The 16,949-nt window shown below is 37.1% G+C and carries 11 protein-coding genes; 4 read left to right on the top strand and 7 right to left on the bottom strand.

All coding sequences use genetic code 11. From position 1 onward, the window contains the following. Window positions 1-199, top strand: a 199-nt coding sequence (locus tag HNR69_RS09515; RefSeq protein ID WP_221265086.1) for a hypothetical protein, incomplete at its 5' end; no start/stop codon positions are given. An 83-nt stretch (window positions 200-282) separates the two neighbouring features. Continuing rightward, window positions 283-8,166, top strand: a complete 7,884-nt coding sequence (locus HNR69_RS06865; RefSeq protein ID WP_183405658.1) for a YadA-like family protein — start codon at window positions 283-285, stop codon at window positions 8,164-8,166. Between the two features lie 177 nt (window positions 8,167-8,343). Here the strand turns inward: HNR69_RS06865 and HNR69_RS06860 are convergent, their stop codons facing one another. From HNR69_RS06860 to proC, 5 genes are all read right to left on the bottom strand, one after another. Continuing rightward, window positions 8,344-8,976 carry a hypothetical protein gene (locus HNR69_RS06860; RefSeq protein WP_136122138.1) on the bottom strand — a complete coding sequence of 211 codons (633 nt, stop codon included), beginning with the start codon at window positions 8,974-8,976 and terminating at the stop codon, window positions 8,344-8,346. Between the two features lie 274 nt (window positions 8,977-9,250). Then, window positions 9,251-10,000: an outer membrane beta-barrel protein gene (locus HNR69_RS06855; protein WP_075293456.1), complete on the bottom strand. Its 750-nt coding sequence runs from the start codon at window positions 9,998-10,000 to the stop codon at window positions 9,251-9,253. A gap of 110 nt (window positions 10,001-10,110) precedes the next feature. Continuing rightward, window positions 10,111-11,004: a site-specific tyrosine recombinase XerD gene (gene xerD, locus HNR69_RS06850; protein ID WP_075293455.1), complete on the bottom strand. Its 894-nt coding sequence runs from the start codon at window positions 11,002-11,004 to the stop codon at window positions 10,111-10,113. Next, window positions 11,001-12,200 carry a 3-phenylpropionate MFS transporter gene (locus HNR69_RS06845; RefSeq protein WP_075293454.1) on the bottom strand — a complete coding sequence of 400 codons (1,200 nt, stop codon included), beginning with the start codon at window positions 12,198-12,200 and terminating at the stop codon, window positions 11,001-11,003. Before HNR69_RS06845 ends, xerD begins: the two co-directional genes overlap by 4 nt. After that, window positions 12,201-13,016 (bottom strand): pyrroline-5-carboxylate reductase, encoded by an 816-nt coding sequence (gene proC, locus HNR69_RS06840; RefSeq protein WP_075293453.1) that lies wholly within the window; start codon window positions 13,014-13,016, stop codon window positions 12,201-12,203. It lies immediately after the preceding gene. A gap of 62 nt (window positions 13,017-13,078) precedes the next feature. On the opposite strand from proC, the gene rdgC reads away from it, so the two are divergent. Then, window positions 13,079-13,984 (top strand): recombination-associated protein RdgC, encoded by a 906-nt coding sequence (gene rdgC / locus HNR69_RS06835; RefSeq protein ID WP_075293452.1) that lies wholly within the window; start codon window positions 13,079-13,081, stop codon window positions 13,982-13,984. 67 nt (window positions 13,985-14,051) lie between these two features. On the opposite strand, the gene HNR69_RS06830 is transcribed toward rdgC, so the two are convergent. Beyond that, window positions 14,052-15,215 carry a LysM-like peptidoglycan-binding domain-containing protein gene (locus HNR69_RS06830; protein ID WP_075293451.1) on the bottom strand — a complete coding sequence of 388 codons (1,164 nt, stop codon included), beginning with the start codon at window positions 15,213-15,215 and terminating at the stop codon, window positions 14,052-14,054. 94 nt (window positions 15,216-15,309) lie between these two features. Continuing rightward, window positions 15,310-16,323 (bottom strand): EF-P beta-lysylation protein EpmB, encoded by a 1,014-nt coding sequence (gene epmB, locus HNR69_RS06825; RefSeq protein WP_012341189.1) that lies wholly within the window; start codon window positions 16,321-16,323, stop codon window positions 15,310-15,312. Between the two features lie 35 nt (window positions 16,324-16,358). Between epmB and efp the strand changes: the two genes are divergently transcribed. Beyond that, window positions 16,359-16,925, top strand: coding sequence for an elongation factor P (gene efp / locus HNR69_RS06820; RefSeq protein ID WP_011609443.1), 567 nt, complete (start codon window positions 16,359-16,361; stop codon window positions 16,923-16,925). The last annotated feature ends 24 nt before the right edge of the window (window positions 16,926-16,949 follow it).

The raw sequence follows: 16,949 nt of genomic DNA, 5'->3' as shown, positions 1-16,949 counted from the left end.
AGCCTACAGCCTACAGCCTACAGCCTACAGCCTACAGCCTAGGCTAACGCCTTTTTATAAACCTTGCAAAATAAATTTTAAAAAGTTTTTAACTTCTCGTCATACCCCAATCTACCCTTTTAAAACCCTTAGCGAAGATATCATTCGCCTTTTTCTGCTGTGCCTTAAAAAGCAAGGCATTTCCTGTTTAGGTTTATAACCAATTCCTACAAAGTTTACTAAACAATTAATTAACGCAAGAAATCATTAATTTAAAAATCCATTTTTAAAGAGAATAGATATATGAACAAAATCTTCAAAACAAAATATGATATTACAACAGGTCAATGTAAAGCCGTTTCCGAGTTGGCAAGCAATCGCCAAATAGCGAGCAGTTCGGAGAGTAAGCCGAAGTGCGGTGTGTTTTTCGGCGGTGTGTTAGGAGCGTTTAAGGTCCTGCCGTTGGCGTTGGCGATATCGGGGGTGTCGAGTGTAGCGTATGGGGTAGATGTGTGGATAGATAATAATACATCCAGCGAATACGGTAAATCTAACTACAATACAAGTATTTGGTATCAAGGAGCGAATGAAGACATTAAAAAAAAGCATCAAGAACTAATATTATTAGCAGACAAATCAAATAAAGCAGGTGCTGAATCTAGTATTGAAAATCAACACGCCAAATATGCAGTCATTATAGGTTCTCGTGCTGTGGGTGGTGGAATTGGTGCAACCTCAATAGGATATAAAGCGATTGTTGGAGAAAACACTAAAGATAAAAATATTGATAATGCTAACGCACAAGGAACAGCGGTTGGATATAGAACCTTTGCGAGAGGAGCAGGGGCGACATCATTAGGGAATGATACAGTTGCTTGGGGAGATTCTTCAATTGCGATTGGATCAGACGGTATCGGAAATGCAGATGCAAAACAAAAAAAACTACCAAAAGACATCTTTAGATTGTTTCTAGATAATGCACAAAATTTTAACTATACAGAGGAATATCCGGCAGTTGATTTTAGATTTTTATTAGATATTAGTGGTGTCGGAAAAAATGAATATGTTAATGGCAAAGGGGAGTTAGTAGGAAAAGATGGTAATGCTCTAGTATTAAATGGAGATTATTTTGTAAGAGATGATGGTAAAACATGGAGTAGTTATTATCTTATCAAAAATGATAATGGTGAAGAGGTTTTTTATAAAAAAAATGGTCATTTATATGATAAAGTTACAGAAAGAGATGAAATTGAAAAAATAAAAAAGAAAGACGATTATCTACGAAAACAAGAATATGATTCTAAAGTAAATGTCGCCTATGAAAAATATTTAGATAAGGACAGTAGAAACAAAATAGAGAAAGAAAAAAATTTAAATGGAGTTAAATACGATAATAGAAAAACTCACACATGGGCCAGGGGGAAAAATGCAATAGCGGTTGGGGCAAGAAGTATTGCATACGGTGATTATACGACTGCAATCGGAACGTTTGCCATTGCCTTTAAAGATTATTCAACAGCAATTGGTTCAGATACAATCGCATTTGGTAAAGAATCATTAGTTCTTGGAAACAAATCGTATGTGTATGCAGATAGAACGGTTGGGGTAGGTACTAATGTACAAGCAATTAATGATGGTGCTATGGTATACGGTTCCGATTCGTATGCAGGCGGTAGAGGTTCATTGGCAATTGGAAATTATGCATTAGCAAATATAGAGATGGATGATAATTTCAATAATGATGGACTTCAAAATAATAATGGCTTTACTTTAACGGATAGTAAAAATTCATATGGTGCAAAATTTGATTTTGAAGAATTATATGAAAAAGGAAATACAGCAGATATACAAACTTATTCTAGATTAATCAAACCTAAAACGACCAAACAAGAGGGAACGGAAGAATTAAAAGCGAAACAATCAAGAGATTCACTCGGATATAATCAAGGTGGAATAGCGATAGGTTCGTATTCGGTCGCATTAGGAGACAATACGCTAACAATTGGACGATATGCTTACGCCAAGGAAGATAGTGCGATTGCAATCGGAAGATTTTCATTTGCAAAAGAAAAAGATGCCTTTGCAATAGGGAGTTTTACACGTGCCATTGGTCAAGCCTCAATTGCGTTAGGGAATAATACGTATTCAGGTAAACAATATTCAGTTGCTATCGGTTATAAAGCACAATCTCAAGCGGAAAAAGGTATCGCACTTGGTATAGAAGCAGGTGTAGGTAGAGATGCTACAGGTGCGTTGGCATTAGGTAATGAAGCTGAAGCCAATTTGTCTAATTCTGTTGCATTAGGATATAAATCAACAACTAATTATTTTTATGATAACAAAGCAGATGCAAGCGACAAATTTACGCCTAAATTATCGGGAGAACCAGCTTCTAAATTAGATGCTTATAAAGCTGCGGGTTCAACTTACGAAATAAAAAATGATGCCTCTTATGGGGTGATATCTGTTGGTGGTTGGAAGGTTAGCGAAGGTACAAACACAGAGGCAGTGGGACTTAGAAGAATAATAAATGTTGCACCGGGAGCGTTGGATTCTGATGTGGCGACTGTTGGTCAGCTAAAAACATTAGAATATGTAAAAAAAGAGGGGTTGGTTGTTTATTATACAGTGGATAACAATAACAAAATAGTTAAATTAATGAAAGCATCAGATGACGGTGAATTTTATAGAGTAGATACAAGAAATGGCGAACCTTTAAAAAAATTAGGCAAAATTGACAAGAACAAAGTCTTCGTTGGTGCTAAAGGATTTGATGAAAAAACTCAAACATTTGCTGATGGAAAAACAACTGCTGACATAGGGGAAACAATAAAATTTGGACATTTGGCTGATGGCGAAATTTCAGCGACTTCCGATCAGGCGATTACGGGAGCACAGTTAAATAGTGCAAAAGAGGCATTGGGATTAGAATATCAAAAAGATAGTCAAACAAAATTTAAAAAACATGATTTTACTGCTGTGAATTATGTTGAAGCTGGAGACAAGGGATCACAAGATACCTTTAAGGCTGCTTTAACGGAAACCATTGCAGCGATTAACTCTGGGTATAAGTTTAGTGATGGTACTCCTGACCATCCAAATAAAGATACACCGTTTTATTTAGGATCTACGATTGAAATTGTAAATGGAGATATTGAATCAAACAGTAAAACAAAATATGTCGGTAAAAATTTAGAAACGAAATTTGAACAAGGCAAAACAAACAATTCCGTTGCTAAATTCACTATCGGCTTAAAAGACGATCCTGAATTTAAGAGTGTAACAATTACTGAAGCACCAACGAATGACAATCATGCTGTTAACTTTTTACAATTAAAGAACTTTGCAACAAATGTATTAGGTGCGGAAGTTGATAACGGTAAATTTACATTTAAAAAATCACAATTTAATAAATTTAAAAATGGAACTGAACAAAATGGACAGATACTAAAAGAAGCAAAAACATTTAAAGCGGCAATAGATGCAAATATAGATCAAATTAATAAGGGCTTTATTTTTGGAAGCGGAGAAGAAGAAACTGCACAGGGGACACATTATTTAGGTGATAAATTAATCATTAAAGCAGGAGCTGTAGATAAACCAACTACTACTCAAGAAGGATACGTTCCTGATAATATTAAAACAGCATATCTAAAAGATAGTAAGCAATTATTAATAGGAATAAAAGAATCACCTACTTTTAAAAATGTATTAATTGAAAATGATATTCCCGAAGACGAGCCAGCTAATCCTAAGAAAAATACTTATGATAACTATGCTGTCAACAAAAAATATTTAGACAAAAGATTAGAAAAAGTCGCAGCTAATTTTACGGTTAAGGGTGATAATAGTAAGGATAATAAAGAAGTATATACATTAGATAAAGAGCATAATGAATTAACAATTGCAGGAGATAGCAAAAATATTGACACTAAAGTTGATAAGAATAAGCAAACAGTAAGTATCACATTAAAAGATGCTTTAACCGGCATAAAATCAGTTGCTAATGGTGACGATGTGAAAATTTCATTAAACAATGGAACTAATGGAAGTGGAAAATCTATCGTTTTCACAGCCGGAAATTCAGGTAAAACTGTAACATTAACAGAAGATAAATTCAGTGGCGTTTCTGAAATTAGTAGTAAAGACAGTAAATCTAAATTGACACTTAATGCTGATAAAGCAACTGTAGAATTAGCTCATGATAAATCAAAACTTGAATTAAAAGAGAATGAGGCGACCATCACTGCAGGAACTGATGCTGGAAGTCTTAAAATTACAAGTAATGGTAAAAAGCAAATTGAGTTAAGCCCTGAAAGTGGAGCGACATTAACATTCACAAAATCAGACAGTGATAAAGTTAAAATTTCAGGTGTTGCAAGTGGTTTAGGAGATTCGACTGCAAATACTAATAATATTGAAAATGTATTAACTGGAACGTCTATAGATACTATTCAAAATAATGCCATAAACGTAAAAGACTTATCTGATGTGGCTAAAGCGATTATTGGTAAAGGATTAACATTTTCAGGAAATAGCGGTACAGCCAACGTTGCACTTGGAGAGACTATCACAATCAAAGGTGATGGAACTGGTGTAGATATAATGGCTACAGCAAGTGCTACAGAAAAAGCACTTACGTTAACGTTAAATAAAGAAACGACTTTTAACCCAGATAGTGACAAAGTTGTAACATCTAAAGCTGTGGCGGAAGAGCTTAAAAAATATACTCAAAGAGATACTCTAGTAGGGGATTTAGAAGAGTATTATTTAGAAATAGATGGTGCAAATGTTAAAGATAAAGCGATTTTTGGTTCTAATATCGGCATTGATAAAATCAATCTTAAAGAAGATGAAACAGAGGGTACAAGCGAATTAGTACAAGCCAAAGCCTTAGTCGACTATCTGAAAGGCACAGGGGATAAATCCGTTAAACTTTCTGATTCTGCAAAAACACAAGCAATAGGAACAGGGTCAATTTCTATAGGACATAATGCGGTATCGCAAAATGAGGGTTCGATAGCATTGGGTTATAATTCATTCGCAAAAAATCAAGGTGCAATATCAATAGGACAAGATTCTGATGTATTAGGTCTTAGTTCAATATCTGTAGGTAAAGAAAATAAAGTAGAAGGTCATTATTCTTTTGTATTAGGAGAAAGTAATACTATTATGAAAGAACAAACCTATGTAATAGGTTCGAACAATAAAATATTTGGAAATAGGAATATATCTATAGGTTCATATAATAATATTGAAGGAAATGAAAATATATTATTAGGATCTCATATACAAATGGATGAAACCATAAGAGATGCAATAGTATTAGGGAATAGTTCACAAGGAGTAGAGGGAGCATTATCAGTAGGAAGTGCAATAAAAAGAAGAAAAATAGTATTTGTAGCAGATCCAACTAATCCTTATGATGCCGTAAATAAACGCTATTTAGAAGCAAGAGGTATTAAATTTAAAGGAACTGAAAATGGGGAACACTTAGTTAAATTAGATCACTTATTAACTATAGACAGTTCAGAATCAAAAGTATCGCAGAATCAAGCCAACTCAGGTTTAACTGATTCAATGGAAAAAGACATAAAAACAAAAGTAGAAGTTAATGGAGATGGTACAAAATTAATATTAACTTTAAACAAAACAGACTCTGTTTCTGAAAACGACGAAAGAGCAGTTACTTCAAAAGCAGTGCATACTGCCATAAATGCTGTAAAACAAGATTTAACCAATGTCGAAATAAGCTATAAAGCGAATGGAACAGGAGAAGCTAAAAAGGTCAAATTATCAGACGGATTTAACTTCAAAGATGGTACGAATACCACCGCAGTTGTTGAAGATAAAGGCGTCGTTAAATTTAATTTAAATAAAGAATTAAAAGACATGACCTCTTTTGAAACCGAAGCTAAAGATGGCAATAAAGCTAAACTTGATCAAAGCGGTTTAACCGTGGGTAATAAAGACGCAACTAATGGAGACGCAACTAATGGCGACAAAACCCATACCGTTTATGGCAAAGACGGTTTAACTGTCCATGGCAAAGACGGTAAAAGTGCGGTCAGTTTGAAAGTCAAAAATGAAAACGGTAAAGGTACTGCTACCCTTGAGTTTTCGAAAGACGATGAGAAAGGCACAGGAGCCATTACGGGCTTAAAAGATCTTGATGAGAAATCAACAGGCGATATGGCAGCCAATAAAAACTACGTAGACACCAAATTTGGCGAAGTCAATAAGAAACTGGACGAAAAAATAGCGTCTGCAAATTCCAATAGACCGTTTGATTATTATGCAGGGGAAGAGAAAGTCGTCAAAGGACAAGACGGTCAGTTCTATAAACCTGATGAAATTAAAGACGCCAAGTTTGAAGATGGCAAGTATAAAAAAGACGGTCAAGAGGTTAAAATTACAGTAAAACAGGACGATGTAGTAATAAAAGCGGAACCAAAAACAGGTCCAATGAAAATCACCAATGTGAAAGACGGGGATTTAACCGATAAATCAACGGATGCGGTGAACGGTTCGCAATTGGTGAAAGCGACAGGAGCGAAGTTTATTGATGACTCGGATTCTTCCGCTGAGCCGAAAGCGAAGAAAATGGTTTTTGCAGACGGTAAAGACGGAAAATCGGGACTGGAAGCGGATTCAATGGCGATGAAAGGTTTAACCGGTAAAGACGGCTTGAACGGCAAAAATGCTAATGATAAAGCGAACGCTTTACGCAATGGTGAGGTGGGAACGGTGGTGTTTACCGATGATAAAGGCGAACGTTTGGTCAAAGCCAACGACGGTAAATACTATAAAGCCGGAGATGTGAATAACGATGGAAGTGTGAAATCAGATAAAAGTGTGGTAGATAATCCGCAACTTTCTCTGGTCAATACCGGTGGTGAAACCGATAAACCTGTAGTGCTGGGCAACGTGGCAAGCGGGTTGGATATTGATGATGTGAAATCAAAAGAGGCGGCAGATAAAACCAATAACGCTAATAAAGTAGTGCGAGATAAGGCGAAAGATCTTTCCGATAAAGTGAGTGATATGCTTAAAAAAGGTGAAGAACTTGATACCTTACGTTTCTCTAAAGAAGCACAACAAGATGCGGTAGACGCCCTTGAAACTGCATTGAAATATATGCCGGAGGAAACAGACGCTGAGAAAGAAGCAAAATCTCGTGTTAAAGATAATCTGAAGCGTGAAAAACAAAAATTAAGCGAACTCACGGACAAGTTTACGGGAGCGGAAAAACGCGTGAAAGAAGCAAAAGAAGCGGTTGAAAAAGCCAAAGATACGTTAAAAACAAGTAAATCAAGTTATGAAAATGCCTTGAAAGAAAGCAATCGTGAAATTAATGCACTGTTGTCAGGCGATGAAAAAATCAATGTTCACCGTGGGGCAAACTTGCAAGACTTGCAGGCTTTAGGACAAGCGGGCTTAAATTTTGAGGGCAATGACGGCGTGCCTGTCCATAAAAATTTAGGCGAGAAATTGACCATCAAAGGCGAGGGGGAGTTTAACAGTATGACCACGGCAGCGGGCAATATTAAAGTGGACGCCTCCGAGACGGGACTGGAAGTCAAACTGTCCGACACGTTGAAAAACATGACGTCTTTTGAAACCAAAGAAAGCGCAGAAGGGAATAAATCTCGTCTTGACGGCAACGGATTACGGGTAACCCATAAAGACGGCAAATCGGCACAATATGGGGTAGACGGCGTGAGATTGACTGTCGGTAAGCACAGTGCGACTTTGACGCCAAGCGGATTAACCTTGACCAACCCGCAAGGTCAACGTATTGAAATTGACGGGGTGAAAGGAGAAATCAGAGTGCCGGATTTAACGCCGAACTCTTCACCGAATGCCGTGGTTAACAAAGGATATGTCGATGCCTTACAAACACATACTGACAAAAAATTCAACCAGCTTGAAAATAGGTTTGATGCGTTTAGTAAAGAATCTCGAGCAGGAATTGCCGGTTCGAATGCGGCGGCGGCATTGCCTACGATTTCGATTCCGGGGAAATCAGTGCTTTCAGTCTCTGCCGGTACGTATAAAGGTCAAAGTGCGGTCGCTTTAGGCTATTCTCGTGTGAGTGATAACGGTAAGGTTCTGTTGAAATTACACGGAAATAGCAACTCTGTCGGCGACTTCGGTGGCGGTGTGGGTATCGGCTGGGCTTGGTAACCTAGTTAAACGACCATAAAAAAGCAGTGATTACTCACTGCTTTTTTGATAAATAAAACTCAACGATGGCTTGCTATTTGAAAGATGGGTTATCTTTTGTCATAAAAATCTGCACACTAATCGTTGGTTGTTTAGTCCAACTTTTAGGTGCAGATCAATTAATCACGTTTTTATTTTTTAGAATTTAAACCCAAGGGTTAAACGTATAGCATCGTTGTTGTAAGAATGCCAAGCATAGTAGCCTTCTGCTTTGCTTTTGTAAGGTTTAGTTTTATAATTAACCGCAGCGTGGGTATGATAATACCCGATTTCTGCTAAGAACGATTTATATTCAAGTCCAATGGCTAAACCTAAATAAAGCCCGTTTCTTGCTTTCATTTTACGTAGATTTTGCTCACTTAGTGCGAAGACTTTTTCATTGTCAATATTTGTGTATTTCTTATGTTTGGTGTCAGCAATTTTATTAATTGAATAACCTATATCCCCTTTTAGATAAAATTTGCTGTTTGCATTAAAGGCATAATTTTGTTTTAGCGTAAAATAAATCGGCAGGGAAGAATAGCGATTTATTTTATAGTACTCAACAGCAGTATTGTCCCCACTAGCTGCCCATTCTCCATCAGTATGTACATGCCAACTGGCAGAATGATCGAAGCCTTTTCGTTTGATATAGCCTAATCCTAGACCGATTTCCGTTTGCGGTAAAATAGTGTAAGTGGTTTCAAAAAAGATACTTGGTGAAAAGGTGTTTTGTCTTGAGCTGGCTGGAATGCTCGGTACGTCATTGTTCAGATATGTTCTGAGTTGCATGGTTTCAAAACGAGAGGTTAAATCGATTCCCGCTTTGCCGTAAAAGTTGAAATTACCCCCCCCGCATGGGAAAGTGCGGGCAGTATTGACAAAAGCACTAAAGATAGTTTGTATTTCATAAAAACTCCTTATGTATCAAAGAAATAAATTTTTTAAAATAGTTTAACTTTGTCTTTTTAAACTAACGGAGCATTATACGATACAGGTGTACAAAAAAATATAAAAATTTTCTATAAAAGCGACTAACTAACCGCAGTTAGTCGCTTTTCATTTTCTAGAATTTCACCCCAAGGGTTAAACGTATGGCATCGTTGTTGTAGGAATATTGTGGATATTGGGTATTTTTGTTTTTGTAACTGACAGTTGCATGGGTATGGTAATAACCAATTTCCGCTAAGAAAGATTTATATTCAATCCCGATACCCAACCCTAAATACAGCCCGTTTTTTGCTTTCATTTTATAAATAGGATCGCCAATTTGTGTTTTCTGAATCTCTGGTTGACTATCATTTGAATAATGAGCATACTTTGTATTAGGCATTTTATTGATTGAATAACCTATATTCCCTTTTAGATAAAATTTGCTGTTTGCATTAAACGCATAATTCTGTTTCAAGATGAGATAAATTGGTAGGGAAGAATAACGGTAAATTCTATATTTTTCGATGTCGGTAAAGTTTTTATTGTCAGGTTTCCATGTTTTTTTATCTACATCCTTCTCAAAATGCCAACTGGCAGAATGATCGAAGCCTTTGCGTTTGATATAGCCCAGTCCCAAACCGATTTCTGTTTGCGGTAAAATAGTGTAGGTAGTTTCAAAAAAGATACTTGGCGAGAAGGTATTTTGTCTTGAACTTGCAGGAATACTCGGGACGTAATTATTTTGTTCTGTTCTGAGAACCATTGTTTCAAAACGAGAGGTTAAATCGATTCCTGCTTTGCCGTAAAAGTTGAAATTACCCCCCCCCGCATGGGAAAGTGCGGGCAGTATTGACAGAATTGCTAAAGATAGTTTGTATTTCATAAAAACTCCTTATGTATCAAAGAAATGAATTTTTTTAAATAGTTTAACTTTGTCTTTTTAAACTAACGGAGCATTATACGATACAGGTGTACAAAAAAATATAAAAAAATTTATCCTCTTGGATGAAATCTTTCGTGTAAAATTTTTAACCGCTCTTTAGCCACATGTGTATAAATTTGTGTAGTGGACAAATCGCTATGTCCCAGTAACATTTGTACCACACGCAAATCGGCACCATGATTAACTAAATGCGTAGCAAAAGCATGACGTAAGACGTGGGGAGAAAGTGCAGAAGTATCAATTTCAGCCAATATTGCATAATATTTTACCCTATGCCAAAACGTTTGGCGTGTCATTTGAGTTCCCCGACGGCTTGGAAAAACAACATCGGAACTCTGCCCTGCCAAGAGAAAGGATCTGCCATATAGGATAAATTGACGAAGCCAATAGTTTGCTTCCTCTCCCATCGGCACAATACGTTCTTTCTTCCCTTTCCCGATAACTCGCACAACACCCTGATTGATATTGATACTATCAAGACTTAAACTCACCAATTCCGTTACACGTAATCCGGTTGCATACAACATTTCCAACATTGCCTTATCTCTTAATTCCAACGGAATTTCTGTATTGGGTGTGTTGAGTAAGTCCGTTACTTGTTGTTCCGTCAGATATTTAGGCAAACGGCTCGGTAATTTAGGTGAACTTAACACCGCACTTGGATCATCCGAACGGTATTTTTCTCGATACAAATATTGAAAAAGTTTGCGTAATGCACTTAACATTCTAGCAATACTTGTTGCTTTATAACCTTGTGTCAAACGCTCGCCTAAGAATGTTTGTAAATCTACCACATCAAGGGTTTCTAAACTCAACCCCTGAGGCTCCAGCCATTGCGAAAGTGCGGTCAGATCCAAGCGATAAGATTGCACGGTATTCTCGGATAATCCTTTTTCTAACCAAAGTTCATTTAAAAAAAGATCAATTAATGCGTTGTCTTTCATGATTTCACTCGAGTGATGATACTTTGACGAAAGGCATTGATATTTCTCGGAATAATAGGGATCGCCAGTGCCGCAATCAACATCATAGTTAAGAATGTATAAAACGGTGAGATGGGATAAATAAGACTGGAAAGTCCCGCTAATAAACCGACTGCAATACAGGCGGAAAAACTGTTATATAAGCCCTGTAATTTAGCCATCGCTTGATGAGGTTGTGTGGAAATATAGCGGATAATGGCATAATGACTGGTCGCAAAAGTGATACTATGTAAAAGTTGGATAAAGATAACAATACCCAAATTGTCCGCAAAACTTAAACCGCCCCAACGCACCACTGCACCTAACGCAGAAAGATAAAATAATGTGCTGACTTTCCAGTGTCGAAACCATTTTGATGAAAAGAAGAAGAGGACAATTTCCGCCACGATACTTAATGCCCAAAGCCCCCCAATAACTTGAAGCGGAATATGAAGTTCTTCTTGCCAATATAACACGCTGTAAGAATAATAGGCAGCATGAGAACCATGAATAAGTGAAATCGCAATAAGCAAACGTAGTGTAACTTTGTTTTTTAATAATTGTATGAAGCTAAAATCCGTTTTTTCCGTTTCATTATTTTCTTGTTGTGTGGATTCAATATGATCGAGTGGCGGATAAGTTGGAATTGCCATTTGCCCTATTGCATAAATGAATAAAAGTGCGGTCAACATCCATACAATATTTGTCGCATTAATCATTTCTATCACATAGCCGAAAATCACCACACCGGCAGCAAAGGCAATAGAACCGATCATACGTGCTTTACCGTAATCTAAACCTTGTTGCTGTTGCCAAGTGGTAGAAAGCGTGTCCATTAATGGCAATCCTCCGGAACTTGCCATCGAAAACAGTCCGATTAAGATACAAAGTAGCCAAAAGTGCGGTGCCATAAAACCGGCGACAAACATCAAGACACAAGTTGCCCAAGCTAAATAACGCAAGCCGCTAATAAGTTGTGAGGGACGTTTAACCAAAGAGGAAACCCAAATTCCGCCTAATGCACGAAAAAAGTAAGCTCCGGCTAAAATTAACCCAATTGTGGTTTCATTATAGGACTGTGATTTTAACCACACGGGAAAATAGGGAACAAACACGCCGTAAGCAAAAAAATAGCCAAACAAACAAATTGCAATCCAGCTGAATGGTGAAACTCTCATTTAAAATAAACTCTCCATTTCTTGTGAACGTTTAACACAAGCCAGCATTGCCTGTTTGGTTATTTGCGTCACATTTTGTTCATTAAATACCGCTAAAGCGGACGCTGTTGTTCCCCCTTTTGAAGTAACATTTTCCCTTAGTTCCGATAAAGCGATTTGTGGATTTTCGATCACCATTTTCGCTGCACCTAATGCTGATTGTTGCACTAATAAGCGAGCAGTTTTCGGATCTAAATTCATTTCAATTAATGCCTGTTGCATGGCTTCCATAAATAAAAAGAAATAAGCGGGACTACTTCCTGAACCGGCAGTAACGGCGTGCATATCTTGTTCTTGTTCAAGCCAACAAATTTCCCCCATCGCACTTAATAAATCTTGTGCAAACTGTTTTAAGTTTACCGAAACCTGCGGTGTCGCAAATAAACCTGCCATACCTGCTGAAACAAGTGCAGGCGTATTTGGCATAACACGAATAATACTTTTCGCACTGGGTAAAAGTGCGGTCAATCTTACGGTAGAAATCCCCGCCGCAATGGAAATCACTAACTTATCTGAAAAATCAACCGCACTTAACGGTACACAAACTTCCGCCATAATTTGTGGTTTCACGGCAAGTAAAACTACATCCGCATCCTGTATTGCCTCGACATTGTTGCTACTTACTTGCGTACCTTGCGCAATAAATAAATCACGGCGAAATTGGTTCGGATCACAAACACGAATGTAATGTGCAGGATAGCCTTGTTTTAATAATCCCAAAACAATGGCTTGTGCCATATTTCCTCCACCAATAAAGCTAATCAATTTATGTTGCATATTTTCATCTCGAATAAGTTACAATAGTGCTTATTTTACATGAAAAACCTTGAGGAAGAACAATGTTTTGGTTTAAAAATGCCTTAATTTACCGTTTAACTAAATCTCTTGATTGGTCGGTAGAAAATTTACAATCACAGTTACAACAATGTGCATATTCTCCCTGCCAACAATCAGACATGAGCCGGTTCGGTTGGCACAATCCTTTGCGTGAAAGTGAATCTCTCTCTTTTTGTGTTGGAAAACAACTCTTGTTAGTTGCTCACAAAGAAGAAAAGATTTTGCCTGCACAAGTGATTAACCGTGAGCTGGAAGAACGGATTGAACAACTTGAGCAAAAAGAAAATCGCAAACTGAAAAAAATCGAAAAACAAGCGTTAAAAGATGATATTGTCGCTACGTTATTGCCTCGTGCATTCAGTAAAAACCAACATACTGCGTTGTGGATTGATACGGAAAATAACCTTATTTACATTGATACCGCCTCAACTAAACGAGCGGAAGACTGTTTGGCTTTATTAAGAAAATCGTTAGGATCTTTACCTGTTGTGCCACTTGCATTTGCTAATGAGCCAAGTTTGGTGATGACAAATTGGGTTAAGGAAAACTCACCTCAATGGTTGACTGTATTGGAAGAGGCGGAATTAAAAGGAAGCCAAGATCAAGCCGTTATTCGTTGCAAACAACAAGTTTTGGACAGTGAAGAAATGATCGGATTGTTAAATTCCGGCAAATATATCACAAACTTATCCCTCAACTGGGAAGAACATTTAAGTTTTACTCTCAACGAAGATGCCAGTTTAAAACGCTTAAAATTTGCCGATCAAATTCGTGAACAAAATGACGATATTTCAAAAGAAGATTTTGCACAACGATTTGATGCGGATTTTGTTTTAATGACAGGCATTCTTGCCAAATTAACGGAAAATTTGTTGGATGAATTCGGTGGAGAAAAAGAGCGGTTATAAATAGAAAAAATGTTAGCTTGACAATCAAACGGCGTAACTGAAAATTACGCCGTTTTGCTTAATATCATTATTTTTTAAATTGATAACTTCCATCGGCTTGGCGGATAAACCTCGCACCATTGGATAGACGCAATTCATTGACACGCCCTTGCTTATTTAAGGATACTTGTACTTTATCACCCGCTTTGAAACTACTTAATGTATTACCGGCCCCACTTGCTTTCGTCATTGCATTGACATCGGCAATATTCAAATTGTTGTTGCGGAATACTTGCATCAGTGATGTTCCTTGCGGAATAACAAGGGTTTTAGTCTGTGCATTTTTTTGTAGAGCGGTTTTCTGTGAATTTGTTACTTTATTCACATTAGCCGGTTTCGCATCAACAACAGGCACGCCTTTCTGCTCTGCTTTCACCTGTTTTTCTGCCTTTTTATTTGGCTCGTTTTTCTCAACAATTTTCACTTCTTCCATTGGTGCTATAGGTTGAGATGTTGCTTCCTCAACTTTAATACTTGGTCGCTTGCTTGTTTCCACTACTGGACTGTCCGCCTTACTAGGTGTTGAATTTATCGGTATAGCTATATTTTGGGGTTCATTTTCTACCTGCAACGCTTGTACAGGCATATTTTTTTCCTGATCATTCTGTGTGATATTTTCACTTTTTGGTTGAGGATTCTTCAGTTGCTCTAAAATGCTCGGTTCAACCGGTTGAGAATGATCTAAAGGCTGAAATTGTGTCGGAATACTATTGCCTGTTGATTGTTCAAAATATTGCTCTATATTATCATCCGGTTTTAACCAAGAAATAATTAATAAAATAATGACGACAACTAATAATGCAATAAAAATACGGCGATATTTAGGCGGTAACACACCTAACATAGTCCAATTTTCCGGTTTTTTCAGTTCTTTTTGTGTCTTAACAGGCACTTCAGATATAGTCGGGTCTATTGCTTGGCTTATTTGTTGCTCTTGTGTTTCCGTGATTATTGGACGTTGTTCATCATCACTAGCGGATATTACTTCTTTATGTGTACTCACTTCTGCTTTATCAACTCTATTTTGCTTATCCGCTCTCTTGAAAATACGTTTGGCTTTTTCCAATAAAGTTTGTTTAGGTGCAAGATTTTTTTTCGGAAGTATCGGCTCCATAGGATCCAGATCAAGCTCCAATTCTTTTTGTATAGAAGCTTGTCCAGAGGTGTCGATTTTATTTTGTTCAGCTGTCATGATAGTCCCTTGATGAGTCAGAAAGTTATGTTTAAAGAAGCACATAAAGTGCGGTAAAATTTTTATGTATTTTAAAGGATCTTCATTCTTTTTCCTATGCCGAATACAACGTTTTATTCGGCTCATGAGCAATTTCACGAGCAAGTTTCGGTACGAGATAGCCCGAACTAATGCGTTGTAATTCTTTGTAAATAGCGGCCGCACTTTCATCATCAAGATAAAAATGACTTGCTCCCTCAACTTTATCTAATAAATGTAAATAATACGGAAGAATGCCGATACTGAATAATTTATCACTTAATTTTTTTAAAATGTGTGCATTATCGTTGATATTTTTTAACACCACAGATTGATTAAGTAAGGTTACATTCGCATGTTTTAATTTTTTCATTGCACAGGCTAATATTTCATCAATTTCATTGGGGTGATTAATATGAGTAACAATGACTTTTTGAAAACGACTTTCACTCAATATCCGACAAAGTTCATCAGTAATGCGTTGCGGAATAACAACCGGCAAGCGAGTATGAATACGCAAGGTATGTAAGTGCGGTATATTTTCAAGCTCTTTTATTAACCATGCTAACTCATGATCTTTAGCCATCAAAGGATCTCCCCCCGAAAAAATAACTTCTTCAATTTCAGCATGTGCGGCAATATAATCCAGCGATTTTACCCAACTTTGTTTATTTCCTTTATTTTCCGCATAAGGGAAATGACGGCGGAAACAATAACGACAGTTGACGGCACAACTGTTTTTTACTATTAATAACAACCGGTTATGGTATTTATGCAAAATATTGGGAACACTGTTATGTTGTTCTTCCAAAGGATCTTTGGTAAATCCTGCCATCGGCAAAAATTCATGCTGTGAAGCCATCACTTGTAAAAAGAGCGGATCATTTGGGTTACCTTTTTCCATTTTTTTAACAAATGGGAAAGGAACACGCAATGGAAATAATTGACGTGCCGCAATGTCATACTGAAACGATTCAATCGGTAACTCTAAACAATTAAGTAATTCTATAGGATCGGAAATTGCCTTTGCGAGGTAATCAGTCCAATTTTCTTCTTCTCTATTTATGCTATTTTGGGTTAGAATACGCATTTGTTAAAAACAATCTCTTTTAATTTGAGGATGATATGGCTACATATACTACCAGTGATTTTAAACCAGGTCTAAAATTTATGCAGGACGGTGAGCCTTGCGTTATTATTGAAAATGAATTTGTTAAACCGGGTAAAGGGCAAGCGTTCACTCGCACCCGTATCCGTAAATTAATTTCAGGCAAAGTATTGGATGTCAACTTTAAATCTGGTACATCAGTTGAAGCGGCAGATGTAATGGACTTAAACCTGACTTACTCCTATAAAGATGAAGCGTTTTGGTATTTTATGCATCCTGAAACCTTTGAACAATACTCTGCTGATGCCAAAGCGGTAGGTGATGCGGAAAAATGGTTGCTGGATCAAGCAGATTGTATTGTAACCTTATGGAATGGTGCACCTATAACGATTACACCGCCTAATTTCGTTGAGTTGGAAGTTGTTGAAACCGATCCTGGCTTAAAAGGTGATACAGCGGGAACTGGAGGCAAACCGGCAACATTAAGTACAGGTGCGGTAGTGAAAGTACCTCTATTTGTACAAATTGGCGAAGTGATTAAAGTTGATACCCGTTCAGGTGAATATGTTTCTCGTGTAAAATAAATACATTGGTTGAAAAATGGCGTG

The sequence above is a fragment of the Histophilus somni genome, assembly GCF_014202395.1.
GTDB lineage: Bacteria > Pseudomonadota > Gammaproteobacteria > Enterobacterales > Pasteurellaceae > Histophilus > Histophilus somni.
The sequence above is the reverse complement of the archived record's forward strand: the minus strand, read 5'-3'. Positions and strand labels throughout refer to the sequence as shown.

Bases quoted from the DNA above. Each gene is read 5' to 3' on its own strand.
- xerD (WP_075293455.1), bottom strand. From the start codon at position 11,004: ATGAAAGACAACGCATTAATTGATCTTTTTTTAAATGAACTTTGGTTA.
- HNR69_RS06855 (WP_075293456.1), bottom strand. From the start codon at position 10,000: ATGAAATACAAACTATCTTTAGCAATTCTGTCAATACTGCCCGCACTT.
- HNR69_RS06865 (WP_183405658.1), top strand. From the start codon at position 283: ATGAACAAAATCTTCAAAACAAAATATGATATTACAACAGGTCAATGT.
- HNR69_RS06845 (WP_075293454.1), bottom strand. From the start codon at position 12,200: ATGAGAGTTTCACCATTCAGCTGGATTGCAATTTGTTTGTTTGGCTAT.
- HNR69_RS06830 (WP_075293451.1), bottom strand. From the start codon at position 15,215: ATGACAGCTGAACAAAATAAAATCGACACCTCTGGACAAGCTTCTATA.
- proC (WP_075293453.1), bottom strand. From the start codon at position 13,016: ATGCAACATAAATTGATTAGCTTTATTGGTGGAGGAAATATGGCACAA.
- rdgC (WP_075293452.1), top strand. From the start codon at position 13,079: ATGTTTTGGTTTAAAAATGCCTTAATTTACCGTTTAACTAAATCTCTT.
- HNR69_RS06860 (WP_136122138.1), bottom strand. From the start codon at position 8,976: ATGCAACTCAGAACATATCTGAACAATGACGTACCGAGCATTCCAGCC.
- efp (WP_011609443.1), top strand. From the start codon at position 16,359: ATGGCTACATATACTACCAGTGATTTTAAACCAGGTCTAAAATTTATG.
- epmB (WP_012341189.1), bottom strand. From the start codon at position 16,323: ATGCGTATTCTAACCCAAAATAGCATAAATAGAGAAGAAGAAAATTGG.